The organism is Allomesorhizobium camelthorni (genome assembly GCF_011045125.1).
GTDB classification, from domain to species: Bacteria; Pseudomonadota; Alphaproteobacteria; order Rhizobiales; family Rhizobiaceae; genus Allomesorhizobium; species Allomesorhizobium camelthorni.
On sequence record NZ_JAAKZF010000001.1, the window covers coordinates 1 to 20921 of the forward strand.

The window sequence follows — 20921 nt, forward strand, 5'->3', positions numbered from 1 at the left end:
GCTGCAACACTATTGCGAGCACCACAAAACCCGCCAGCCCTGCAATGAAGATGAGGCGCCGCGCTCGCGTTCTGAGGATGATTTCACCTTGGCGCGCCTTCTCCGCCGGATAGGTAAATTGCTCGGAATCGTCGTCCTTGCCATGGCTTTCAAAACGCGGAGCGGCTCTCACGCCGCTACCGCATCCGGATTTACTTCACTTTTGGCCAATTGGGTCAGCAGGACGTCCGTCTGCTTCTCCTCTTCAAGGCTCCTGTGCAGGATCCGCTGATCGTCGCGCAGGTCCAACTGGCCCGCGAGAGCCGCGGCGGTCCCATATGCCGCGATCTCATAATGTTCGAGCCTCTGAGCGGAAGCGATCAGGCCCGCATCGCGGAGGTCGTTTCCCTTCAGCATGCTGAGCATTTTCTCGGTTTCGTGGATGAGCGCCTGCATCGCCTGATCGGTGTGCGCCCTGGGTTCGGCGCCGTGCTTCTGCAGAAGCGAGACGAGACGTTCCTTCTGAACCTCGGTTTGCTCGCGGTGGTGGAGCAGCGCGTCCTTCAAAGTCGGATGCGACGCCACTTCCGCCATCTGCAGCAACGATTCCCCGAGTTGACTTTCAGTGCTCACAAGCTCCTGGAGTTCGGCAAGATACATGTCCTTGAAAGTGGTGATTTCCATGATGGTGATCCTTTCGGCTCGAGCCGCCGAAATCCCCGCAAGATACGGCGGTACTTCGATAGGGGGAGTTCTGATACCCTAACTGGATCGCGGGCCGCTGGTTCCATCGGAATCCGGGCTGTCGGACCTCGTCAACGGCCATGTTCTTCACCACAAGACAGCGAGACGGCCGTCGTTCCCAAGCATGACTTGGGTGCCGAAGGGCGAACACTCGCGCTCAAGCATGGCCGCGAGCCAGTCGGCATCTTCGGGCGGGGCGCGGTTGAGCTGGAATTTGCGGAGCCGGAACGGCACCAGATCGAGCGAAAGAAGCGTGCCATCCGGCATCGAAAGCCGCGGCAGATACATTAGTGCCAGATCGCCCCGGAAGTCCTCGTACCCCGTGATTCCTTCATAGTCGGTGAGGAAGTCGCCGCATCCGTAGAGGATCAGCCTGCCGTCATGGATTTCGATCGGCTTCGGGTGATGGGAGGAGTGCCCGTGCACGATATCGAAACCTGCGGTGTCGATCAGAGCATGGGCAAAAGCGCGTTCCTCCGCGGCGACTTCGTAGCCCCAGTTGCTACCCCAATGTATCGAAGCCACCGCGATATCCCCAGGCTGTTTTATACTCTCGACGGATCGGGCGATTTGCTCGAGGGACCGGGCCGAGACATCCACGAGCAGGTTGACCCCCAGCTTGTAGGCTCCGGCTGCCCATGAAAGCGGAATGCCGCTGGTCTCGAGCCCGAAGCCAAAGACAAGCACGCGGCTTCCCGCTCCCGCTTCGATCACGCAAGGCGCCGCCGCCTCATCCGCGTCAAGCCCGGCGCCGGCATAGGCGAGGCCGGCATTGCGCAGCACATCAAGGGTTTCGATAAGGCCGGGCTCATCCCAGTCGAGCACGTGATTGTTGGCGAGCACGCAGCAGCTTACCCGCGCCGCATCAAGGCAGCCGATGTTTGCGGGGTGCATCTTGTAATTGATGCCCTTGGGCACCGGCTGGCGGCTGGTGGTAACGCTGGTCTCCAGATTGATAATCCGCGCGTCGGGAGCTTCACGGTCCAATTCGGCGAGCGCATCGCCCCAGACATAAGTGTCCTCGACCATCCTCGGGATCGGGCCGTTGATGCGTTCGGCAAGCTCCACATAGGTCGTCGCGGATTTGACGTAGCGCTCGTAAAGCTGCGGATCGCCCGGATTGGAGAGGATCTGGTCTATGCCGCGCCCGAGCATGACATCGCCGCACAGAAACAGCTTCATGCTTCCCCTGGAGGGCTGCTCAGGTTCCGGGGCTGACCCGGTACGGATCGCGACCTGCGGCATCGGTCTTGTGCGCCTCGCATCCTCCGAAAAAGCAGGATATTTCCTGTTCTGCGGACAATGCAATCCATCCGCCGGATTGCGGTTAACCGGCAGGACTGAAGGCTATCATGCTGACGATGATGAAGGCCGGTACCAGCACTGCGCTCGACCACAGCATATAGCCGAAGAAGCTGGGCATGCGCACGCCCTGCTGGCGGGCGATGGCGTAGACCATGAAATTCGGCGCGTTGCCGATATAGGTGTTGGCGCCCATGAACACCGCGCCCGCAGAAATCGCCGCAAGCGTGGTGCCGAGCGTTGTCATCAGCACTCCCGGGTCGCCGCCGGCGAGTTCGAAGAAGACCAGATAGGTTGGCGCATTGTCGAGGAATGACGACAATATGCCGGTCATCCAGAAATAGGCGAAGTCGTTAGGCCCGCCGGCCGGCCCGGTCACCAGCCCGACCAGCGGCGCGAGCGCGCCGTCGAGGCCGGCTCGCAGGATCGCGATGACCGGGATGATGCAAATGAAGATGCCGGCAAACAGCTTCGCCACTTCGAGGATCGGCCCCCAGTTGAAGCCGTTGGCGCGGCGGTATTCCTTTTTGGTGATGTAGAGCGAGATCAGCGCCAGCGCCACGATGACGCCGTCGCGCACCAGGTTCTGCAACTGCACCTCGACGCCCTCGATTGTGAAGGCTGTTCCGGGCTTCCACACGGCGGACATCAGGATCGCCGCGATCACGCCGGCAAGCAGCGGGATATTGGCAAGCCCGCGGATGCGCACCTTCTTGTCCGGCGTCGGATCCTTGATCTTCGGCATGCCTTCCTCGCGGATGTGCAGGAAAATATCGATGACGACGAAGGCCACGAGCACGAGCCCGCCGACCATCAGTGTTTCGGCCCAGAGGTTGGCGGTCGTCCAGAAGAAGTCGACGCCGCGAAGGAAGCCGACGAACAGCGGCGGATCGCCGAGCGGGGTGAGCGAACCGCCGATGTTGGAAACCAGGAAGATGAAGAACACGATGACATGGGCGTTGAACGGCCGATTGTCATTGGCACGTATCATCGGCCGGATCATGATCATCGATGCGCCGGTGGTGCCCACTACCGAGGCAAGGCAAGCCCCAATCACCAGCAGCAGGACATTCATGGCGGGCGTCCCATGGATGTTGCCCGCGACGAGGATGCCGCCCGAAATGGTGAACAGGGCGAACAACAGGATGATGAACGACATGTATTCGAGGAGCACCGTATGCAGGACGGCTCCCATCGTCGTCTCCGTCCCGAACGACAGCGCCATCGGCAAAACGGCCAGCGCCGACCAGACGGCGGTCATCTTGCCGTAGTGGTGCTCCCAGAAATGTGGGTAAAGCAGCGGCCCGGTGGCGATCGAGAGCAGGATGCCGGCGAAAGGCAGCGCCCAGAGCAATGACATGGTCGAGCCGGGAAGGCCGTGCACTTCCGCCGCCGAGGCCGGAGCCACCGTCGCTGCCAAAGCAAGGACAAACGCGCCGGCGGCCGCCGCCGCATTGCTCGATACCTTCATTCGATTCTCTCCCCCCGCATCGTATTAGCCGGCGTCTAGCATAGCGGGGTGCCAGCGCCAAATCGCCCTGCGCCCCTTTGACAATGTGCCGCGCCAGGCCGATTAACAGGGGCGGAAATTGCAGCCCAAGGCAGGCCGGGAATGTCGTTCTTTGCGTCACGCTGGCGCGGCGAAGCGCCGCTCGATCGCCTGTTCTGGCGCGACATGGTGCTGGTCGGAACCGTGCTCAATGTGGCGGCTTTGGTGACAGCACTCCTGTTGCTTGGGTTGAAAGTGTCGCCTGTCGTCGCCGTGGCCGTGTATTTTTCGCCGGTACCCTACAATATCTTCCTGTTCGCCGCCGTCTGGCGCACGGCGGAAGCCACCGGGAACGCCAGGGCGGCCTTCTTCAGGAGCGCAGCGCTGATTTGGGTGGTCGCGGCGACCATCCTCTGACCGTCGCCGATCACGCGATGGCCGAGAGATAACGGTCGACCGACACAGCCATCGCCTGCTTGCCGCCGCCGATAACGTTTGTGTTCCACCAGGCGCCGTAGATGTCGTCGAAATCGAATGGCTCGACCGCCGCGGCGATCTTGCGCACGGTCGCCGCGTTCAGCGGGATGTAATTGGGATAGCTGTACATGAAGCTGACATGGCGGCGGGTCGGCACGACCTGCAGAATGTCGCCGGCGAGAATGGCGTTTCCCTTGTCGCGCTTCCAGTGCAGCACCTGGCCGCCGGCGAAATGCCCGCCGCAGCGGATGAGCGTCAGCGACGGGTTGATGGCGAGCGTTTCGCCTTCCCAGCAGACGATCGAGGGATGCGGCCGCATAATCCACTGGCGGTCGTCGGAATGCAGGTAGATCGGCACGCCGCCGAAGGCTTCGCTCCAGTCGACCATCACCGAGTAATAGTGGCTGTGCGAGATGGCGATCGCCTGCAGACCGCCGCGCCGTGTGATCTCGGCCACTGCCTCGTCGCTGACCATCGAGACGCAGTCCCACAGCACATTGCCGTCCGGCGTTTCGGCAAGCAGCGCGCGCTGGCCTATGGCGAAGCGTGGCTCGATGCCGAAGGCGAGCACGCCCGTATCCTCCCGCATCACCAACTGGTGCTTCCTTGCGAGCTCGCGCGCCGACGTCCAGGCTTGCCCTTCCCAGCGCACATATTGCCGCTCGTCCTCGCAGACCGGGCAGCGCTCAGGAGGCGTATCGCGTTTCGCGAACTGAACGCCGCATTGAAGGCAGATGAAGCAGGTCATGCCGCTCTCAGGCAGCCGGCTCGAAGTTGAGCGCCACGCCGTTGATGCAGTAGCGGAGATAGGTCGGCGGCGGGCCATCTTCGAAGACGTGGCCGAGATGGCTTCCGCAGCGGGCGCAGTGGACTTCGGTGCGGGCCATGCCGAGGCTGCGGTCGGTCGTCGTCTCCACGGAGCCCGGGACCGGATCGTTGAAGCTCGGCCAACCGGTGCCGCTTTCGAATTTCAGCTTCGATTCGAACAGCGGCTGGTCGCAGCCGGCGCATTTGAAGGTGCCGGCGCGCTTTTCGTAGAGCAGGGCGCAACTGCCGGGGCGCTCGGTGCCGTGCTGGCGCATGATGTAATATTGCTCGGGCGTCAGCTTCTCGCGCCATTCGGCGTCGGTGCGGGTGACGGGGTAGCGATGCTCGTCCATGATTTTTCCCTGCTGCTATTCGCCTTCGCCCCAATATAGGTTGGGCAAACGCCTGTTTCACCGATCCGGATCGTCCCTCGGTTCATAGTACCAAGGTGTTTTCGGGTTGTCGAAACGGTCGGTGTCAAAAGCAGCTTCAATGTCGGGGGGCAGAGAGTCTCCCAAGCGGCCATAGTAGTTTTCCCAGATGAGATGAAGCGCTCCACTATCCTTGTTTCCGATGAACCTGCTGACATCCTCAAGCGTCTGCCAACGCAGCGGCTGGTGGAAAAAGCGGACGAGTTCGCGGAAGGTCTGGAAGGCGTACATGAGATCCCGGAGCGGCACGGAAACAAGCCGATCCTCCGGAATTGTATCGAGCCCGTATTCGACCTGTTCCTCGACGTTCGTGTAGCGGTCATCCGGCATCTTCAATGCTTCCTCGACAGTTCCCTGGTGGCGCTTTCCAGCCCGGCCAGCGTCAGCGGATACATGCGGTTGGCGAAGATCTCGCGGACCATGGCGATAGAATGCGTGTAGCCCCAGTGCTTCTGGGTAATCGGATTCACCCACACCGCATTCGGCCATTGCTGGAGCACGCGGGCCAGCCAGAGCGCGCCTGGCTCCGGGTTCCAGTGCTCGACCGAGCCGCCGGGATGGGCGATCTCGTAGGGGCTCATCGATGCGTCGCCAACGAAGATCACCTTGTAGTCGTGGCCGTATTTGTGGAGCACGTCGAAGGTCGGGATCACCTCGGAATGGCGGCGGCGATTGTCCTTCCACACGCCCTCGTAGAGGCAGTTGTGGAAGTAGAAATATTCGAGCTGACGGAATTCCGCCCTGACCGCCGAAAACAGCTCCTCGACCACCTTGATGTGGTCGTCCATCGAGCCGCCGACATCGAAGAACATCAGGAGCTTGACCGCGTTGCGCCGCTCCGGCCGCGTCTTGACGTCGAGATAGCCATGCTCGGCCGTAGCGTGGATGGTGCCGGGAAGGTCGAACTCCTCCTCCGCGCCCTCGCGCACCCAGCGGCGAAGGCGCTTCAGCGCGATCTTGATGTTGCGCGTGCCGAGTTCGACGGAATCGTCGAAATTCCTGAACTCGCGCTTGTCCCAAACCTTCACCGCGCGGCGGTGGCGGCTTTCATGCTGGCCGATCCTGACCCCTTCGGGATTGTAGCCATAGGCGCCGAAGGGCGAGGTGCCGCCCGTGCCGATCCATTTCGATCCGCCCTGATGCCGTCCCTTCTGTTCTTCCAGCCGCTTCTTCAGCGTCTCCATCAGCTTCTCGAAGCCGCCCAGCGCCTCGACCAGCTTCTTCTCCTCGTCTGTCAGGTGCTTTTCGGCCAGACGGCGCAGCCATTCTTCCGGGATATTCGCGACGTCGATCCCCGCCTCGCCGGAGACGGCCTCGACGCCCTTGAAGACATGCGAGAAGACCTGGTCGAAGCGGTCGATATGGCGCTCGTCCTTCACCAGCGCTGACCGGGCGAGATAGTAGAAGCCTTCGACATCGTACTGGACCAGCCCCGCATCCATACCCTCGAGCAGCGTCAGATATTCCCGGAGCGAAACGGGAATTTTCGCGACTTTCAGTTCGAGGAAGAACGGGACGAACATTGCCGTGCTCACGCCTCACGTAGACGGGCGTCCGGCAGCGAGCGCGCCGCCCAGATGCCGGCGAACATGGCCGGCAGGAAAACCAGCACGCCCGGCGTGGCTAGCCCGAGCGCGGTCAATGCAGGGCCCGGGCAGAAGCCGCCAAGGCCCCAGCCGATTCCGAAAATGGCGGCTCCGGCGACGAGGCGCCTGTCGATATCCGTCCTGGTCGGCAGGTGGAATGTCCCGGCCAGAACCGGGCGGTCGCGCTTCAGCACGAGGCGATATCCAGTGAACGCGACCAGCACGGCGCCGGCCATAACAAAGGCCAGCGACGGATCCCAGTTGCCGAAAACATCGAGAAAGTTGAGGACTTTGGCGGGGTTCGACATGCTGGACACGACAAGGCCGACGCCGAACAGCAGGCCGAGCAGGAGATTGACCAGGAACAACATCGCTCAGCCTCCGATCGCATGCCGGACAATGAAGACCGTCGCGAAGGCGGCGGCCATGAAGATGGCCGTCGCGGCAAAAGAGCGCTTCGACAGGCGCGAGAGGCCGCACACGGCGTGGCCGCTGGTGCAGCCGCCGCCGAGTGCCGCGCCGAAGCCGACCGCGAAACCGGCCGCCGCCATGAGTGGCAGGTTCGACGACACGGTCTGCGCCACAGGCTGTCCGGTCGCCGCCATGACGGCGAAGGGCGCCAGAACGAGGCCGGCCACGAAGCCGAACGCCGACAGGGCGGAGCGGTCGCCGTAAGGCGGCAGCAACCGTGCGGCAATGCCGCTGATGCCGGCGATGCGACCGTCGAGCGCCATCAGCAGAACGGCCGAAAGGCCTATCAATGTCCCGCCGATGAAAGACGCCAGCGGCGTGAATTCAGTCATTCTCTCTCCTCTGTGTCGATGCGCCACAGCAAATCATATTCGATGAAGCCGGTGCGCCGCGCTACCCGGTCGTAGAGTTTTCGCGCGGTGGCGTTGGTCTCGTGGGTCATCCAGTAGACATTGGCGACGCCCCTGGCCTCGGCATGGGCGCGGACCGCCTCAATCAGCGCCACGCCCGCGCCGGAGCCGCGCGCGTCCGGATCGGTGAACAGGTCCTGCAGATAGCAATTGCCCTCCAGCGACCAGCACGAGCGGTGATAGAGGAAATGCACCAGGCCGACAGGCTTGCCGTCGAGGAACGCCAAAAAGCCCTTCGGCTCGAATTCACCCTCAGCGAACAGGCGCTCCCACGTCGTCTGGTAGACCTCCTCCGGAACAGTCGTCTCGTAGAACTCGAGATAAGCGGTCCACAGCCGCCGCCAATCGGCATGGTCTGATTGTTCGAGCGGCCGGACGGTGATTGCGGTCATAAAATTACCTTTGATACTTCATGAAAGGCGTGGCTCGGGCGACGCGGTCATAGAGGTTGCGTGCGGTCGTGTTGGAATCTTGGGTCAACCAGTAGGTCTGCGAAGCATTTTGCCTATCTGCCTCGCGATAAACCGCTTCGATGAGCGCTCTGCCAACGCCGCGGCCCCGGACGCTCGAATCGGCGAAAAGATCCTGCATATAGCAGCGCGGGTTCCAGTCGGAGGTTGAGAACACGAAGAAGTAGTGGGCGAGGCCGACGACCTTTCCATCAACTTCCGCAACGAAACCAAAAGGTTCACCGGTTCCGGCAACCAGGCGCGACCAGAGCCGTTCAGTGACCCGATCCTCAACGCTTCGCCTGTAGAAAGCGTTGTAGTTTTGCCAGAGTGCATCCCAGCGCGGGTGATCCCCCGAATGAAATGGACGGACGACAATGGCGGACATCGGCTACCCCTGTCTTCGCGCCATGAACGCCAGCCGCTCGAAGAGGTGCACGTCCTGCTCATTTTTAAGCAGCGCGCCGTGCAGTTTGGGCAGCGCGTTCTTCGGGTCGGCGCGCAGATCCTCTGGCGCGATGTCGTCGGCGACGAGCAGCCGTATCCAGTCGAGCGCTTCGGAGGTCGACGGCTTCTTCTTCAGGCCGGGCACGTCGCGGATCTCGTAGAACTGCGTTAGCGCCGCGCGCACTAGCGCCTGCTTGATGCCGGGATAATGCACGTCGACGATTTTTCCGAGCGTCTCGGCGTCGGGAAAGCGGATGTAATGGAAGAAGCAGCGGCGCAGGAAGGCGTCGGGCAGTTCCTTCTCATTGTTGGAGGTGATGATGACGATCGGCCGGTTGGCGGCGCGCATCGTCTCGCCGGTCTCGTAGACGAAGAACTCCATGCGATCGAGTTCCTGCAGGAGATCGTTGGGGAATTCGATGTCTGCCTTGTCGATCTCGTCGATCAGGAGCACCACTTTGCGATCGGCGGCGAAGGCGTCCCAGAGCTTGCCCCGCTTGATGTAGTTGCGGATGTCGTTGAAGCGCTCGTCGCCGAGCTGGCTGTCGCGCAGGCGCGACACGGCGTCATATTCGTAGAGCCCCTGCTGCGCCTTGGTCGTCGACTTGACGTGCCATTCGATCAGGTCGAGGCCGAGTGCGGCGGCCACCTGCCGGGCAAGCTCGGTCTTGCCGGTGCCGGGTTCGCCCTTGACCAGCAGCGGCCGCTCCAGCGCGATCGCCGCATTGACGGCCACCATCAGATCTTTTTCGGCGACATAAGCCGCCGTTCCTTCAAAACGCATTCGCTGCTCCATCTTTTTGCGCCGGACAGTAGGGTCGGGCTGGGAAGAGGGCAAGGTGCGTCCTTCGAGGCTCGCTGCGCTCGCACCTCAGGATAAGGACCGTGTGTGTTCGGCTAAACCTTCAAGATTGACGGTCGGCGCCCAACCTCCCTCATCCTGAGGTGCGAGCGCAGCGAGCCTCGAAGGACGCACCTCTCCCTTGCCACGCTGCCTTTCGGCCCTGGCCATTGACCCTTCGACAAGCTCAGGGTGAGGTAGAAGGGAAGACGGGCGGGCAGGAAAGCGCCGCGCGAATTCGTAAACAAGAACAGGCACTCCCATGCCCGCCCGTCCGGTGTCTGTCGCCCCGTCGGCCGATCACACGCCGTCTCCATGCTGCCCCGCGGATTGCACACGGACGTTTCATGGTCGCACGCACGGATACTCCGCAAACCCGCCGTCCAGGCATTTGCGCCTGCCGCGGGAACGCCGGCCCGTCGGACGCCCTCAGGCCCGTGGGAACCGAATCCACGGGGAGAGGTCACCGCCGCCCTACCGATCCCCGGTCCGGAACCGGTTCCCGCAAGGGCGATGCCGAGGATTATGCGGGAAGGGCAGGATGTGTGAACAAATCCGGTGCGAAGGTTCTTCCCGCCGGCTGTTATGCCATTGATCCGCAACAGTTCTTTTTGCGAATGGGCCGGAATGGAGGTGGATTCTATCCACGTTTGAGGTCGCCGCGCCCCCTTCACCGCCTTTGGCGGTTCCCCTCTCCCGTAAACGGCGAAAAGACGGCCGATAAATATTTCTTCAAGAACGCCCCGGCGCCCGCCGATCCTCTGGCGCGCAGGGGTCGGACGCATTATATTCATCCCCGACGGTCTGCGCCTCGCGGCAGGAGAGACATTTCCCCGGGGCCTTATCGATCTCAAAGGGAGCTGTCCCTGGGAAGACCCGTGGGTTTTCTCACACGGCGCCCACCTACTTTGTAGGTTCCCGGGATCGACTTCTCCACCGGTTGCGTGGATCGTCACTTCCCCCGACATCGCAGCTCTGAATGACCGCTGCGCCGCGCATCGTGCCCGGCTGACCGTTGCGGCAACGGCCGGTTTTGTGCCAAGGACGACGAAACAGGCAGTTGAACCCGTCCGTATGAAGCAATCCAACCACATGAAGAAGGCGCTGCGCATCGAGGCGCTGGCGCGCCGCGACGCGCTCGATCCGGTCTGGCGCATCGAGGCTTCGCTGGGCATGGCCGACCACGCCGCCGGGCGGATCGAGGTGGAGCCGGGCAGCGCCGTTTCCGGCTTCTGGCCGATGCGCTCGGAAGTCGATGTGCGCCCGCTGCTGTTCGCGCTGGCCGAAAAGGGCGCGCGGCTCTGCCTGCCCGCCATCATCGACCGGACCACCATTGTGTTTCGCGAACTGGTGCGCGGCGCCGAACTGGTCGACACGGGCTTCGGCACTTGCGGCCCGGCAGCCGGCGCCGCGATACTCGAGCCGGAACTGATGCTGGTGCCGCTTGCCGCCTTCGACGCGCGCGGCCACCGCATCGGCTATGGCGCGGGCTATTACGACCGCGCCATAGAGCGGCTGCACAATCTCGGCAAAAAGCCCCGGCTGATCGGCATCGCCTTCGACTGCCAGGAGGTCGGGCTGGTTCCCGACGAGCCGCACGATGTCGTCATCTCCGAAATCCTGACCGAGAGCGGATTGCGCCGCTTCGGCGCGCGGGACAATGTGAACTCATGAGACTTCTGTTCCTCGGCGACATGGTCGGCAAATCCGGACGCACGGCGGTATGGGAAAAGCTGCCTGGACTGATCGCCGATTTCCGGCTCGACTTCGTCATAGTCAACGGTGAGAACGCCGCCGGCGGCTTCGGCATCACCGAGGAGATCTTTCAGGAGACGCTTCGCGCCGGCGCGGATGTCGTGACCACCGGCAACCATGTCTGGGACCAGCGCGAGGCGCTGATGTTTGCCGCGCGCGAGGAAAGATTTTTGCGGCCGGCCAACTATCCCAAGGGCACGCCCGGCCGCGGCTCCGGCCTCTATGTCGCGAGGAACGGGGCGCGCGTGCTGGTCTCCAACATTATGGGCCGGGTGTTCATGCATCCCGAGCTCGACGATCCCTTCCAGGCCGGCGAGCGCGAACTGGCCGCCTGCCCGCTCGGCGAACAGGCCGACGCGGTGGTGATCGACTTCCACGCCGAGGCGACCTCGGAAAAGATGTGCTTCGCGCATTTCGTCGACGGCCGGGCGAGCTTCGTTGTCGGCACGCATACGCACCAGCCGACCGCCGACCACCAGATCCTCAACGGTGGCACGGCCTACATCACCGACGCCGGCATGTGCGGCGACTATGATTCCTCGCTCGGCATGGACAAGGAAGAGCCGCTCAACCGGTTCCTGTCGAAAGTGCCGAAGGGGCGTTTTGAGGCGGCGTCCGGCCCCGCCACGATCTGCGGCGTGGGAGTGGACATATCCGACCGCACCGGGCTGGCCGAGAGGATCGCGCCCTTGCGGATCGGGCCGCGGCTGGAGGAGACGGCGCCGGCTTTCTGGGGGTGACATTGACGTTCCCGGCGGCCGACCCTACTTCTGCGGAACATTTTCAGTCAGAGATTACCGGGGACTTTTCCAGATGCCGATCATCGACTTTCTGGCGCCGCACTTTGCCTGGCTCAGCGATCCGACGGCATGGGTGGCGCTGGCCACGCTCGTCATCCTCGAAGTCGTGCTCGGCATCGACAATCTCATCTTCATCGCCATTTTGACCAACAAGCTGCCGGTCGAGCAGCAGTCCAGGGCGCGGCGGCTGGGTATCGGCGCCGCGCTGATCATGCGCCTCGTGCTGCTCGCCACGATCTCCATCATCGTGAGATTGACCGACCCGGTGTTCACCGCTTTCGGGCACGGCTTCTCGTGGCGCGACATCATCCTCATCGCCGGCGGCCTGTTCCTGGTCTGGAAGGCGACGCGCGAAATCCACCACACGGTCGATCCGGTGGACCACAAGGAAGACATGGTCGGCCACGCCGTAACCATGACCATCGGCGCGGCGATCTTCCAGATCCTGCTGCTCGACCTCGTCTTCTCGATCGATTCGATCATCACCGCCGTCGGCATGACCGACGAGATCGCGATCATGTACATCGCGGTCATCTCGGCCGTGACGGTCATGCTGCTGGCCGCCGATCCGCTGTCGAAGTTCATCGCCAAGAACCCGACCATCGTCATGCTGGCGCTGGGCTTCCTCCTGATGATCGGCATGACGCTGATCGCCGACGGCTTCGGCTTCCACGTGCCGAAGGGCTATATCTACGCCGCCATGGGTTTTTCCGCTCTCGTCGAGGGGCTCAATATGCTGGCGCGGCGCAAGAGGGCGAAGCCGGAAGGCAAGGGATCCTGAGGCTATCCGGTGCGTCCTTCGAGGCTCCCCAGTCGAGTTCAGCCCGAGTCCGCAGGTCCCGTGCGGGCTCGCACCTCAGGATGAGGGCCGTTGTGTGCCGGCAGCGGCTCACCACGCGTCGGGCTCGCGCACCAGGTGCACGATGTTGGCCGGGTTTACGATCCAGCCGCCCCTGAAGCCCTCGCCCAGCGCCTCAATGGCGTCACAGCGAACGACCCCTGCATTTGCGAGATGGTCGGCTGCGGCCGGAAAATCGTCGGTGAAGAGTTCGAGCCAGACCTCCGCCTGGCTCATCATCGGCGCTTCGTCGATCCACAGTCGGTTGGGGCCAAGCTCGAAGCCGATCGCCGGCGCCTTGGCGGTGAACGGCTTCAGGCCGATGAAGTCGCGGTAGAAGGCTATCGTCGCCTCGTACTGGTGCGGCGGCACCTTCATGGCGATGTTGATGCCGCCCTTGATCCTCGCGGTCATTGCTTCTCTCCCGCTTACTTGCGTTCGCTCGAAGTCGGCAATTCGCCGCGCATTTCGCTCGGATAAAAGCCTTCCCGAAGGTTGATGCCGTATTCGACATAGGCCTTCATGCAGGAGAGCATCTGCGACCAGCCCTCGCAGTTGCCGTAGGACGCTTTCCGGCCGGCCTCGTCCTCGCGCCAGCCGGACTCGGCTATGGTGACGAAGGTGCCGCCGTCGTCGAGCGGCTCGAAACCCATTTCGATGCGGGTCTGGTAGGGCGGCTTGACTTCGGGGCCGCTGCCATCCCAGCGCAGCACGATGCGCTTTTCGGGAACAACCTCGTCGACCTCGACGGGCACCTGCCCCCACCACGTCACGGTCGTGCCGGCGACCAGCGGAGCGCTGGCGCCGCCGAGCGTGGTGAAATAACCGCTGAGCTTGGCCGGATTGACCACGGCGTCGAACACTTCCGCGACCGGCTTGCCGATGCGCCCCGAAACCCTGAATCCGATAGACATATCCACAACTCCTCGCTTGTTTCGCACCGCATTATGTTATAAAAACATAACATGTCAAGCCAAACGAATGAGGACAGCGTTTTCAAGGCGCTGGCCAACCACAAGCGGCGGGCGATGCTCGACGCGCTGAAGGAGGAGCCGCGCACGACGGGCATGCTGTGCGAGGCGTTTCCGGAGATGGACCGCTGCACGGTGATGCAGCATCTGAAGGTGCTGGAAGAGGCGGACCTGATCGTCGTCAGGCGCGAGGGACGCGAGCGCTGGAACCACCTGAATTCCATGCCGATCAAGGCGATTCACGACCGCTGGATCAGCGAGTATGCGGCGCACGCGATGAGCATACTGGACCGGCTGAAGGCCGATCTGGAAGGCTAGCGCGTGTGATATTCAGGTGATGTCGGCGGCTTGCTCTATTCCGCGGCCTGCGGCGCGCCGATCCTCTCGGCGTGCTGCTTGCCCCATTCGGCAAGCGGCACCAGCGCGTCGTCGAGCGAGACGCCGAGCGGCGTGGCGGAATATTCGACGCGCGGCGGAACTACATGGAACACCTCGCGGTGGACCAGTCCGTGCGCCTCCATCTCCCGCAACTGCTGGATCAGCATCTTTTCGCTGATGTCGGGCACGAGCCGCTTCAATTCGCCGAAGCGGCGCGGCTCGGTGCGGATCAGCCACAGGATCAGCGCCTTCCATTTGCCGCCGATCACCGAGAAAGCGGGGCCGAGGCCGCAGCTTTCTGCAAGTTTTTTCGCCATGGTTTTCCTCGATACTTACGTTCAGGTAGGTACCTTACTTTATAGTCGGTACTTGCTCACAATCAAGTATTGCATAGGTTTCAGCGACGCCGCGCCGGCAGTCCGCGCGCGGTTCGCAATCGAAAGGAAAGAACCATGGAACCTGTGCTCTTCTACGGTGTGCCGCATGGCTGCTCGTTCGGATCGATCGTCGCCCTCGAATGGCTGGGCGAGCCGTACCGGCTGTGCCGCATCGACATGCTGTCCAAGCCGGAAGGCGAGGCGTTTTCCCGCGTCAGCCCGCTCGGCGAAACGCCGGCGCTGCTGCTGGAGGACGGCCGCGCGCTGACCGAAAGCTTCGCCATCATGCACAATATCGGTGCGCGCAAGCTCGAGCGGAAACTCTGCTTCGCGCAGGGAACGCCGGAGTTCGACCGGCTGAACAGCGTGCTCGCCTATCTGCACACCACCTTCCACTCGGCCTTCTCGCCTGCGTGGGCGGCCTACAAGCTGGCCGAGAACGATCCGAACCGGCAGGTGCTGCGGGCGCTCGCCCGCGACAAGGCGGCGCGCAGCTACGAGCATCTGCAGGACATGCGCGACGGCCGCGAGTGGCTGGCCGGCGGCGACGCCAAAAGCCTGGCCGACGCCTATTTCATCGGCATAGCGCGGTGGGGTGAGGATCTCGGCCTGTTCGACCTAAGCAAGGAATATCCGCTCCTGCACCGGCATATGCAGAAGCTGGAGGCCGACCCCGGCGTGATCTTCGCCCATGCCATCGAGGACGAGAACCCGGCGACGAGCAGCGGCGGCTTCCGCGGCCACACCACGCTCGACGAGCTGAATCCAAGGCTGGCGGCTTAGGCACTTGCGAACGACTCTCCCGCCGCACGGCGGGAGGGTTTGGCTCTCGCTCGATCTGGTTCCCCAGCTTCGCCCCGCCTACATTGTCGCTGACGGTCCGCAACCGAAAGCGCGAAGCAAAAATGCTGTTCTTCACCGGCGACACTCATTTCGGTGACACGCGGGTCCTGCGCATAGACCGCAGGCCGTTCCGCTCGGTGGCGGAGCATGACGAGGCGCTGATCGGATACTGGAACGAGACGGTGGGGCCGGACGACGAGGTATGGCACCTCGGGGATTTCACCAGGGGAAGCGGGAAGAGCCGCGCGGACATGCTTCTCGCCGCTCTCAACGGGCGCAAGCACCTGGTCATCGGCAACAATGATGACGAGGCGACGGTATCGGCCAGCGGCTGGGCCACCACCCAGCATTATGCCGAGATCACCGTCGACGGGAAGCTTCTCATCCTTTGCCACTATCCGTTCCGCACCTGGAACCAGATGGGCAAGGGTTCGATCAACCTGCATGGCCATTCGCACGGCAGGCTGAAGCCTGTTCCACGCCAGCATGATGTCGGCGTTGATGCCTGGGGTTTCCGGCCGGTCACGCTCGATATGGTGCTAGAGCGGCGGCGGGCACGGATGTCCGCGTAGCGTTCAGACTCCTTCCAGCACGATGATGGTCGGCCGGTCGGGCAGCGAGCGCAGCGAAAGCGTCAGGGAGCGGCTGTCGCGGAACTCAACGGCAAAGCCCTCGCCCAGCCTGCCCAGAAATTCGCCGATCGGCGTGGAGTGGCGGTGCATCGGCAGCACCACCGACGAATAGAGCCGTTCGGTGATCTCGGTCATGGCGTCGAGCGACAGCGTCATGCCGCCGTCGACCGGCGCCATCACGACGTCGAGCCGGCCGATCGCGCCGTAATGCGCGTCCTCCAGCCGATGGTGGAGATGGCCGAGATGGCCGATGCAGAGGCCGGCCACCTCGAAGATGAAGATGGAATTGCCGTCCTTGCCGAATTCGTCAGGGCCGCGAATGTCGGTCGGCACGTTGCGGATGTAGACGTCGTCGACCACGACCGCGTGCCTTGCCGGGCCGCCGTCGGGGTTCCAGCCGCGCAGCACATATTCGATCCCGTCGTCCGGGAAGTCGGTGAAATGGGTGCGGTGCGCCTTGTTCATGGTGACCACTCGCGGCAGCGGGTCGGAGCCGTAGACGCCGGAAAAATCGGTGGCGATCCGGACGCCGGCCGGCGTCTCGATGATGTAGGTCGAGTGCCCGGCATAGGTGATGGTCACCTCGCCTTCCGAAACCGCCTGGGCCGGGGTGAAATTGGCGTAGGTGACGTTCGGGATCGCTTGGGCGATGGCGACGCAGCGGCTCGGCACAGGTTCGTCCTGGGCCAAGGCAGGCGCAGCGAGGGAAAGAAACGCGGCGAGGCAGGCGGCAAGAAGGCGCAAGGCTGGCATGGCGGTCTCCCTTGGGCGGGCGTCGTGACAGCCTAACGGCTGATCGCGGCATGGCGAGCGGGCGCGGGTCACATTTTCGCGAGCGCTGCATCCAAGCTCCGGCTGGACCTTTGCGGGCATTTTATCTATAAGCGCCGCCATTCCAGATAGCCGCATAACGACCAAAAAGGGGCTCCATGGCCGGCCATTCACAATTCAAGAACATCATGCACCGCAAGGGTCGCCAGGACGCGGTGCGGTCGAAAATGTTTTCCAAGCTGGCGCGCGAGATCACCGTGGCGGCCAAGCAGGGGCTTCCCGACCCGGCGATGAACCCGCGCCTCAGGCTGGCGGTGCAGAACGCCAAGGCCGAGTCCATGCCCAAGGACAACATCCAGCGCGCCATCAACAAGGCCGTGGGCGGCGACGCCGACACCTACGAAGAGGTGCGCTACGAAGGTTATGGCCCCGGTGGCGTGGCGGTGATCGTGGAAGTGTTGACCGACAACCGCAACCGCTCGGCATCCAATGTGCGCGCAGCCTTCACCAAGGCGGGCGGCGCGCTCGGCGAAACCGGCTCGGTGTCGTTCATGTGGGACCGCGTCGGCGAGATCGTTTATCCGGTTAAGGCCGGCGGCGCCGAGAAGATCATGGACGCGGCGATCGAAGCCGGCGCCGACGACGTGCAGTCCGACGAGGACGGCCACACCATCATCTGCGCCTTCGAGCGTCTCGGCGAGGTCTCGAAAGCGCTGGAAGCTTCGCTGGGCGAAGCAAACTCGGTGAAGGTGATCTGGAAGCCGCAGACCAACATTCCGGTCGACGAGGACCGCGCGCAGTCGATCCTGAAGCTTGTCGCCACCCTTGAAGACGACGACGACGTGCAGAACGTCTACGCCAATTTCGAGGTCGACGAAGAGACGATGGCGAAGCTCAGCGCGGCGTAAAGGCCGTGCTAAGAATTTCCGCAACCCCTGCTTGAAATCCTTACGCAGATTGTCCAGCCTGCCAGAATTGGGCTTGGGGGAATCAGTTTTGATTGAAACTGTTCAGGAGCCGCGCCGTCGCGCCGGTTTTTGGCGGCGCGCCGCGGCATTTCTCATCGACATGGCTGTGGTGCTTGTCCCACTTCAGGACGTATTGGCCGTATTGTTTGCGCAAACAAATGGTGCATTCCAAGGTAGTTTCGGCCTCAAATTCACAACTTGCATGCCTGTCGAGAAGCTGCCTGATGGGCTTCAGCCGCCCCCGCCAGTAGGCTACAACCGAATCGTCGATTGCAAGACCAGTCTGTTCGGATTTGACACGGCTCGAACCCTTACAGTCGCCAAGGAAACGCAGACAGGGAACACGCGGTCGGGGGTGTTTCAAACCTATGCGCTAGGCGCTGACGGCATGCCAAAAGACGATGTGCTTTATGTAAACTGGATCGCCGTACTGGCATTGTTCGCCTACCTCATTCTTTTGGAAAGCCGCCTTGGCGCAACTCTTGGCAAGCGATGTGTCAGCGTGAAAGTGATCGACACATCCGACGAAACGCGGGTCGGCTTGCCAGCCCGAAAGGCCACGACTCGGCAATTGAGCAAGCTGATCGGTTCGGTTCCTGCAATAGTCTTCGGACTGATATTGTTTTCGCAGGTGGGCGGAGTCGAGGATTTACAGACAGTGCTTGTAGCGTGGTGGTTCAACCTTGCGTCCCTCGGCGCATGGTTGATCGGTGCTGCATGGGCGCTTTGGATTATCGTCTCGCTTGTACGCAAGAAGGATCCGGTCTACGACCGGCTGGCTGGAACCGCCGTTGTTTTGAAATGAATCCGCTTCCCGTCATCCGCATCACCTACTGCACGCAATGTATGTGGCTCTTGCGGGCCGGGTGGATGGCGCAGGAACTGCTTTCGACCTTCGGCACGGAACTCGGCGAAGTCGCGCTCGTGCCCGGCACCGGCGGCATCTTCACCATCACCTGCGACGAGCACCTGGTCTGGGACCGCAAGCGCGACGGCGGCTTTCCCGATGCCGCGAAGCTCAAGCAGCTGGTCCGCGACATCATCGACCCGAGCCGCGACCTCGGCCATGCCGACCGCGTCGGCCGCAAAGCCAACGATCCGTCCTGACTACTTCCCGAAAGAGAAGCGGTAGACATTGGTCTCCCGTTGCTCGAAACCAAGCTTTCGATAGAGCCTGTTGGCGGCTTCACGCGACGGCCTCGAGGTCAGGTCCACCGTCCTGGCGCCCGCAGCCTCCGCCCGGGCCAGCGCGTTCTGTACAAGGGCAGCCGCAATACCCTGTCCGCGATGGCGCTCGTCGACCACCACGTCCTCGATGATCGCTCGGGCTCCGGTCGGAACGTGGAAAACGGCAAGGGTAAGCATGCCCTTCACTATATCGTCCGCCTTGGCGATCAGGAGCGCCGTCGCCGACGACCCGACGACCCTCTGCAGGCCCCCCTTTCGCGGTGCAGCGGCGGAGGAGGACAATTGGGGGATAAGTGCGGCGATGGAATCCACGAGCGTTGCGGTTACCTCGGATACCGCCTCTATCTCCATTTCCGTCATTCGATCTTCCCTCCTGATGTGGTGTCAGACGCACAGAATACGGTTTACGTCATTTGTCCTTGCGTGAGGTGAACATCGTGCCAGCCGCTGCGCCGATGGCAATGCCGATCGGGATGTTTTCGAGCGCCCCGCCAATGACCGCGCCGACGCCGATGCCCACTGCCATTCCAAGCGCAATACGCGCAATCGGACTCCTTCCGGCGCGCCCAACCAGGAGTTTCATATGGGGCGGCGGCCCGGCTCGCCTAGCCCCCAGGCCGGCGCCCTATCGCAGCGCCATGATGAAGCAGGCCAGCGAAGCGATGCCGCTCAGGGTCCGCACATGGTTCCATGCCGTCCATTCCGTGAGGTAGCGCGTCCATAGGGCCGCGCCCTCCGGCGTGTCGGCGCCGCCTGCCGCGAGCGCATCGTTCAGGGGCACGTTGAAGATCATCGTCACGGCGATGATGCCGACGAGATAGAAGAGGCTGCCGGCCAGCAGCCAGGCCATGCCGGCATCGCCCCACCGGAACGCCGCGCCCACCGCCAGCGCGACCGACAGGATGGCGGTGCCGAAGAACGCCGCGCCGAAGGCCGGGTTGAGGATCGCGACATTGATCGACTGCATCGCCGCCATGCCCTGTCCCAAGGGCAGGCGGGCAAGCGCCGTCATCATGAAGGCCGAGAATACGAAGAACAGCCCGGCCATCAGCCCGCTGCCAAGCGCGGCGAGGAAAGTCAGCGCAAAGACGATACCGGCGGTCATTTTACACCTCCCCAGACGCCGGTTGCCGCCGCGTCCCGCACATAATCGGAAAAATCCGTCGGCTTGCGGCCGAGTGCGCGCTCGACGCCGTCCGTCAGATAGGAATTGCGGCCGTCCAGGACCTGCGTGAACAGCTCGTTCAGAAGCCCGACGAATTCTGCCGGCAGCTGCTGTTCGACCAGCATGGCGTCGAACTCCCGTGGGTTTATCTGCACGTAGCGAATGTCGCGTCCGCTCGCCTTACCGATCTCACCGATCGCCTCGGCGAAGGTCAAGAGCCGCGGTCCGGTCATTTCGTAGAGCTGGCCGATATGGCCGTCCTTTGTCAGCGACGCGACTGCCGCATCGGCGATGTCGTCGGCATCGATGAAGGGCTCCTTCACCTCGCTGACCGGCAGCGCCACCACGCCGGCATTCAGCGCATCGAGCAAAAAACTTTCGCTGAAGTTCTGGCAAAACCAGCTGCAGCGCAGGATCGTCCAGTCTGCCCCGGAATCCTGCACCGCCTGTTCCGCGCGCTGCGCTTCCTCCTCGCCGCGGCCGGAAAGAAGCACCAGTCGCTTCACGCCATTGCGCACCGCCAGCCGGGCGAAGGCGCCGACCGCATCGGCCGCGCCCGGCACGGCGAGGTCGGGATAGTAGCTGATATAGGCCGCGCCGACACCATCGAGCGCCTGCTCCCATGTCGCCTCGTCGTTCCAGTCAAAGGGCGGCCGGCCCGAGCGCGACCCGATGCGGACCGGCTTGCCGAGCACCGTCAGACGCTCCTCCAGACGCCTTCCGGTCTTTCCCGTACCGCCCAAGATCAGCGTCGGCATTTCCGATTGATGGATCATGTTCCAACTCCTCTTAAAAACATGAG

At 63.0% G+C, this 20921-nt stretch carries 29 protein-coding genes and 1 other RNA gene; 11 read left to right on the forward strand and 19 right to left on the reverse strand.

All coding sequences use genetic code 11. From position 1 onward, the window contains the following. Positions 1-168 precede the first annotated feature (168 nt). From G6N73_RS00005 to G6N73_RS00015, 3 genes are all read right to left on the reverse strand, one after another. Positions 169-663 carry a YciE/YciF ferroxidase family protein gene (locus G6N73_RS00005; RefSeq protein WP_165021469.1) on the reverse strand — a complete coding sequence of 165 codons (495 nt, stop codon included), beginning with the start codon at positions 661-663 and terminating at the stop codon, positions 169-171. 147 nt (positions 664-810) lie between these two features. Beyond that, positions 811-1905, reverse strand: a complete 1095-nt coding sequence (locus G6N73_RS00010) for a CapA family protein (protein ID WP_246251551.1) — start codon at positions 1903-1905, stop codon at positions 811-813. A gap of 145 nt (positions 1906-2050) precedes the next feature. Further along, entirely contained in the window at positions 2051-3496 is a 1446-nt protein-coding gene (locus tag G6N73_RS00015) for a sodium:proton antiporter (protein WP_206078579.1), read from the reverse strand. 141 nt (positions 3497-3637) lie between these two features. Here G6N73_RS00015 and G6N73_RS00020 point away from each other — a divergent pair, with 141 nt between their 5' ends. Next, positions 3638-3931, forward strand: coding sequence for a hypothetical protein (locus G6N73_RS00020; RefSeq protein ID WP_165021473.1), 294 nt, complete (start codon positions 3638-3640; stop codon positions 3929-3931). A gap of 10 nt (positions 3932-3941) precedes the next feature. On the opposite strand, the gene G6N73_RS00025 is transcribed toward G6N73_RS00020, so the two are convergent. The 9 genes from G6N73_RS00025 to G6N73_RS00065 are packed head-to-tail and all read right to left on the reverse strand — an operon-like array spanning position 3942 to position 9376. Beyond that, on the reverse strand, positions 3942-4739 hold the full coding sequence (locus G6N73_RS00025; RefSeq protein WP_165021475.1) for an MBL fold metallo-hydrolase: 798 nt from the start codon (positions 4737-4739) through the stop codon (positions 3942-3944). 7 nt (positions 4740-4746) lie between these two features. After that, positions 4747-5151, reverse strand: coding sequence for a peptide-methionine (R)-S-oxide reductase MsrB (gene msrB, locus G6N73_RS00030; RefSeq protein ID WP_165021485.1), 405 nt, complete (start codon positions 5149-5151; stop codon positions 4747-4749). 57 nt (positions 5152-5208) lie between these two features. Then, positions 5209-5559 carry a hypothetical protein gene (locus G6N73_RS00035; protein ID WP_165021486.1) on the reverse strand — a complete coding sequence of 117 codons (351 nt, stop codon included), beginning with the start codon at positions 5557-5559 and terminating at the stop codon, positions 5209-5211. A 2-nt stretch (positions 5560-5561) separates the two neighbouring features. Then, positions 5562-6752, reverse strand: coding sequence for a vWA domain-containing protein (locus G6N73_RS00040; RefSeq protein WP_165021487.1), 1191 nt, complete (start codon positions 6750-6752; stop codon positions 5562-5564). An 8-nt stretch (positions 6753-6760) separates the two neighbouring features. Next, the gene (locus G6N73_RS00045) at positions 6761-7186 is read right to left on the reverse strand and encodes a YeeE/YedE family protein (protein ID WP_165021488.1); all 426 of its coding nucleotides are present in this window, start codon (positions 7184-7186) and stop codon (positions 6761-6763) included. A 3-nt stretch (positions 7187-7189) separates the two neighbouring features. Next, positions 7190-7618, reverse strand: a complete 429-nt coding sequence (locus tag G6N73_RS00050; RefSeq protein WP_165021489.1) for a YeeE/YedE family protein — start codon at positions 7616-7618, stop codon at positions 7190-7192. Continuing rightward, positions 7615-8088: a GNAT family N-acetyltransferase gene (locus tag G6N73_RS00055; RefSeq protein WP_165021490.1), complete on the reverse strand. Its 474-nt coding sequence runs from the start codon at positions 8086-8088 to the stop codon at positions 7615-7617. The genes G6N73_RS00050 and G6N73_RS00055 overlap by 4 nt, the downstream gene beginning before the upstream one ends. A gap of 4 nt (positions 8089-8092) precedes the next feature. Further along, entirely contained in the window at positions 8093-8533 is a 441-nt protein-coding gene (locus G6N73_RS00060; protein ID WP_165021491.1) for a GNAT family N-acetyltransferase, read from the reverse strand. A gap of 3 nt (positions 8534-8536) precedes the next feature. Further along, positions 8537-9376 carry an AAA family ATPase gene (locus G6N73_RS00065; protein ID WP_165021492.1) on the reverse strand — a complete coding sequence of 280 codons (840 nt, stop codon included), beginning with the start codon at positions 9374-9376 and terminating at the stop codon, positions 8537-8539. 855 nt (positions 9377-10231) lie between these two features. Here G6N73_RS00065 and ssrS point away from each other — a divergent pair. The 4 genes from ssrS to G6N73_RS00085 all read left to right on the forward strand — a co-directional run bounded on the left by ssrS (position 10232) and on the right by G6N73_RS00085 (position 12769). Beyond that, a non-coding RNA gene (gene ssrS, locus G6N73_RS00070) (6S RNA) lies at positions 10232-10388 on the forward strand. A gap of 119 nt (positions 10389-10507) precedes the next feature. After that, positions 10508-11107, forward strand: coding sequence for a 5-formyltetrahydrofolate cyclo-ligase (locus G6N73_RS00075; RefSeq protein WP_165021495.1), 600 nt, complete (start codon positions 10508-10510; stop codon positions 11105-11107). Continuing rightward, positions 11104-11928, forward strand: coding sequence for a TIGR00282 family metallophosphoesterase (locus G6N73_RS00080; protein ID WP_165021497.1), 825 nt, complete (start codon positions 11104-11106; stop codon positions 11926-11928). Before G6N73_RS00075 ends, G6N73_RS00080 begins: the two co-directional genes overlap by 4 nt. 73 nt (positions 11929-12001) lie before the next feature. Beyond that, complete coding sequence (locus G6N73_RS00085) at positions 12002-12769, forward strand: TerC family protein (RefSeq protein ID WP_165021499.1); 768 nt, start codon at positions 12002-12004, stop codon at positions 12767-12769. Between the two features lie 108 nt (positions 12770-12877). Here the strand turns inward: G6N73_RS00085 and G6N73_RS00090 are convergent, their stop codons facing one another. Both G6N73_RS00090 and G6N73_RS00095 read right to left on the reverse strand, forming a co-directional pair. Further along, positions 12878-13240, reverse strand: a complete 363-nt coding sequence (locus G6N73_RS00090) for a hypothetical protein (protein WP_165021500.1) — start codon at positions 13238-13240, stop codon at positions 12878-12880. Positions 13241-13254: 14 nt separating this feature from the next. Beyond that, positions 13255-13740, reverse strand: coding sequence for an SRPBCC domain-containing protein (locus G6N73_RS00095; RefSeq protein ID WP_165021502.1), 486 nt, complete (start codon positions 13738-13740; stop codon positions 13255-13257). Between the two features lie 51 nt (positions 13741-13791). Between G6N73_RS00095 and G6N73_RS00100 the strand changes: the two genes are divergently transcribed. Continuing rightward, a complete protein-coding gene (locus G6N73_RS00100; RefSeq protein ID WP_165021504.1) occupies positions 13792-14115 on the forward strand; it encodes an ArsR/SmtB family transcription factor in 324 nt (107 codons plus the stop codon). A 35-nt stretch (positions 14116-14150) separates the two neighbouring features. Here the strand turns inward: G6N73_RS00100 and G6N73_RS00105 are convergent, their stop codons facing one another. After that, positions 14151-14492 carry a winged helix-turn-helix transcriptional regulator gene (locus G6N73_RS00105; RefSeq protein ID WP_165021506.1) on the reverse strand — a complete coding sequence of 114 codons (342 nt, stop codon included), beginning with the start codon at positions 14490-14492 and terminating at the stop codon, positions 14151-14153. 135 nt (positions 14493-14627) lie between these two features. On the opposite strand from G6N73_RS00105, the gene G6N73_RS00110 reads away from it, so the two are divergent. Beyond that, positions 14628-15335, forward strand: coding sequence for a glutathione S-transferase family protein (locus G6N73_RS00110; protein WP_165021508.1), 708 nt, complete (start codon positions 14628-14630; stop codon positions 15333-15335). Positions 15336-15457: 122 nt separating this feature from the next. Continuing rightward, a complete protein-coding gene (locus G6N73_RS00115; protein WP_165021510.1) occupies positions 15458-15967 on the forward strand; it encodes a metallophosphoesterase in 510 nt (169 codons plus the stop codon). Between the two features lie 3 nt (positions 15968-15970). Here G6N73_RS00115 and G6N73_RS00120 read toward each other — a convergent pair whose 3' ends face one another. After that, positions 15971-16780 (reverse strand): MBL fold metallo-hydrolase, encoded by an 810-nt coding sequence (locus G6N73_RS00120; protein WP_165021512.1) that lies wholly within the window; start codon positions 16778-16780, stop codon positions 15971-15973. Positions 16781-16956: 176 nt separating this feature from the next. Between G6N73_RS00120 and G6N73_RS00125 the strand changes: the two genes are divergently transcribed. The 3 genes from G6N73_RS00125 (at position 16957) to G6N73_RS00135 (ending at position 18873) form a co-directional block, all read left to right on the forward strand. Further along, positions 16957-17706, forward strand: a complete 750-nt coding sequence (locus G6N73_RS00125; RefSeq protein ID WP_165021514.1) for a YebC/PmpR family DNA-binding transcriptional regulator — start codon at positions 16957-16959, stop codon at positions 17704-17706. 88 nt (positions 17707-17794) lie between these two features. Then, a complete protein-coding gene (locus G6N73_RS00130; RefSeq protein WP_165021516.1) occupies positions 17795-18571 on the forward strand; it encodes an RDD family protein in 777 nt (258 codons plus the stop codon). Continuing rightward, complete coding sequence (locus G6N73_RS00135) at positions 18568-18873, forward strand: Rdx family protein (RefSeq protein WP_165021518.1); 306 nt, start codon at positions 18568-18570, stop codon at positions 18871-18873. Before G6N73_RS00130 ends, G6N73_RS00135 begins: the two co-directional genes overlap by 4 nt. On the opposite strand, the gene G6N73_RS00140 is transcribed toward G6N73_RS00135, so the two are convergent. The 3 genes from G6N73_RS00140 to G6N73_RS00150 all read right to left on the reverse strand — a co-directional run bounded on the left by G6N73_RS00140 (position 18874) and on the right by G6N73_RS00150 (position 20895). Next, on the reverse strand, positions 18874-19314 hold the full coding sequence (locus tag G6N73_RS00140; protein WP_246251552.1) for a GNAT family N-acetyltransferase: 441 nt from the start codon (positions 19312-19314) through the stop codon (positions 18874-18876). Between the two features lie 265 nt (positions 19315-19579). Further along, positions 19580-20059, reverse strand: coding sequence for an anthrone oxygenase family protein (locus tag G6N73_RS00145; protein WP_165021520.1), 480 nt, complete (start codon positions 20057-20059; stop codon positions 19580-19582). After that, on the reverse strand, positions 20056-20895 hold the full coding sequence (locus G6N73_RS00150; RefSeq protein ID WP_165021522.1) for a Rossmann-fold NAD(P)-binding domain-containing protein: 840 nt from the start codon (positions 20893-20895) through the stop codon (positions 20056-20058). The genes G6N73_RS00145 and G6N73_RS00150 overlap by 4 nt, the downstream gene beginning before the upstream one ends. Between the last annotated feature and the right edge of the window lie 26 nt (positions 20896-20921).

Excerpts from the sequence above, each read along its gene's own strand:
- G6N73_RS00005 (WP_165021469.1), bottom strand. The coding sequence starts at position 663 with ATGGAAATCACCACTTTCAAGGACATGTATCTTGCCGAACTCCAGGAG.
- G6N73_RS00100 (WP_165021504.1), top strand. The coding sequence starts at position 13,792 with ATGTCAAGCCAAACGAATGAGGACAGCGTTTTCAAGGCGCTGGCCAAC.
- G6N73_RS00020 (WP_165021473.1), top strand. The coding sequence starts at position 3,638 with ATGTCGTTCTTTGCGTCACGCTGGCGCGGCGAAGCGCCGCTCGATCGC.
- G6N73_RS00125 (WP_165021514.1), top strand. The coding sequence starts at position 16,957 with ATGGCCGGCCATTCACAATTCAAGAACATCATGCACCGCAAGGGTCGC.
- G6N73_RS00145 (WP_165021520.1), bottom strand. The coding sequence starts at position 20,059 with ATGACCGCCGGTATCGTCTTTGCGCTGACTTTCCTCGCCGCGCTTGGC.
- G6N73_RS00055 (WP_165021490.1), bottom strand. The coding sequence starts at position 8,088 with ATGACCGCAATCACCGTCCGGCCGCTCGAACAATCAGACCATGCCGAT.
- G6N73_RS00090 (WP_165021500.1), bottom strand. The coding sequence starts at position 13,240 with ATGACCGCGAGGATCAAGGGCGGCATCAACATCGCCATGAAGGTGCCG.
- G6N73_RS00045 (WP_165021488.1), bottom strand. The coding sequence starts at position 7,186 with ATGTTGTTCCTGGTCAATCTCCTGCTCGGCCTGCTGTTCGGCGTCGGC.
- G6N73_RS00025 (WP_165021475.1), bottom strand. The coding sequence starts at position 4,739 with ATGACCTGCTTCATCTGCCTTCAATGCGGCGTTCAGTTCGCGAAACGC.
- G6N73_RS00110 (WP_165021508.1), top strand. The coding sequence starts at position 14,628 with ATGGAACCTGTGCTCTTCTACGGTGTGCCGCATGGCTGCTCGTTCGGA.
- G6N73_RS00115 (WP_165021510.1), top strand. The coding sequence starts at position 15,458 with ATGCTGTTCTTCACCGGCGACACTCATTTCGGTGACACGCGGGTCCTG.
- G6N73_RS00080 (WP_165021497.1), top strand. The coding sequence starts at position 11,104 with ATGAGACTTCTGTTCCTCGGCGACATGGTCGGCAAATCCGGACGCACG.
- G6N73_RS00010 (WP_246251551.1), bottom strand. The coding sequence starts at position 1,905 with ATGAAGCTGTTTCTGTGCGGCGATGTCATGCTCGGGCGCGGCATAGAC.
- G6N73_RS00015 (WP_206078579.1), bottom strand. The coding sequence starts at position 3,496 with ATGAAGGTATCGAGCAATGCGGCGGCGGCCGCCGGCGCGTTTGTCCTT.
- G6N73_RS00150 (WP_165021522.1), bottom strand. The coding sequence starts at position 20,895 with ATGATCCATCAATCGGAAATGCCGACGCTGATCTTGGGCGGTACGGGA.
- G6N73_RS00120 (WP_165021512.1), bottom strand. The coding sequence starts at position 16,780 with ATGCCAGCCTTGCGCCTTCTTGCCGCCTGCCTCGCCGCGTTTCTTTCC.
- G6N73_RS00050 (WP_165021489.1), bottom strand. The coding sequence starts at position 7,618 with ATGACTGAATTCACGCCGCTGGCGTCTTTCATCGGCGGGACATTGATA.
- G6N73_RS00075 (WP_165021495.1), top strand. The coding sequence starts at position 10,508 with ATGAAGCAATCCAACCACATGAAGAAGGCGCTGCGCATCGAGGCGCTG.
- G6N73_RS00040 (WP_165021487.1), bottom strand. The coding sequence starts at position 6,752 with ATGTTCGTCCCGTTCTTCCTCGAACTGAAAGTCGCGAAAATTCCCGTT.
- G6N73_RS00065 (WP_165021492.1), bottom strand. The coding sequence starts at position 9,376 with ATGCGTTTTGAAGGAACGGCGGCTTATGTCGCCGAAAAAGATCTGATG.
- G6N73_RS00140 (WP_246251552.1), bottom strand. The coding sequence starts at position 19,314 with ATGACGGAAATGGAGATAGAGGCGGTATCCGAGGTAACCGCAACGCTC.
- G6N73_RS00085 (WP_165021499.1), top strand. The coding sequence starts at position 12,002 with ATGCCGATCATCGACTTTCTGGCGCCGCACTTTGCCTGGCTCAGCGAT.
- G6N73_RS00035 (WP_165021486.1), bottom strand. The coding sequence starts at position 5,559 with ATGCCGGATGACCGCTACACGAACGTCGAGGAACAGGTCGAATACGGG.
- G6N73_RS00095 (WP_165021502.1), bottom strand. The coding sequence starts at position 13,740 with ATGTCTATCGGATTCAGGGTTTCGGGGCGCATCGGCAAGCCGGTCGCG.
- G6N73_RS00060 (WP_165021491.1), bottom strand. The coding sequence starts at position 8,533 with ATGTCCGCCATTGTCGTCCGTCCATTTCATTCGGGGGATCACCCGCGC.
- msrB (WP_165021485.1), bottom strand. The coding sequence starts at position 5,151 with ATGGACGAGCATCGCTACCCCGTCACCCGCACCGACGCCGAATGGCGC.
- G6N73_RS00105 (WP_165021506.1), bottom strand. The coding sequence starts at position 14,492 with ATGGCGAAAAAACTTGCAGAAAGCTGCGGCCTCGGCCCCGCTTTCTCG.
- G6N73_RS00135 (WP_165021518.1), top strand. The coding sequence starts at position 18,568 with ATGAATCCGCTTCCCGTCATCCGCATCACCTACTGCACGCAATGTATG.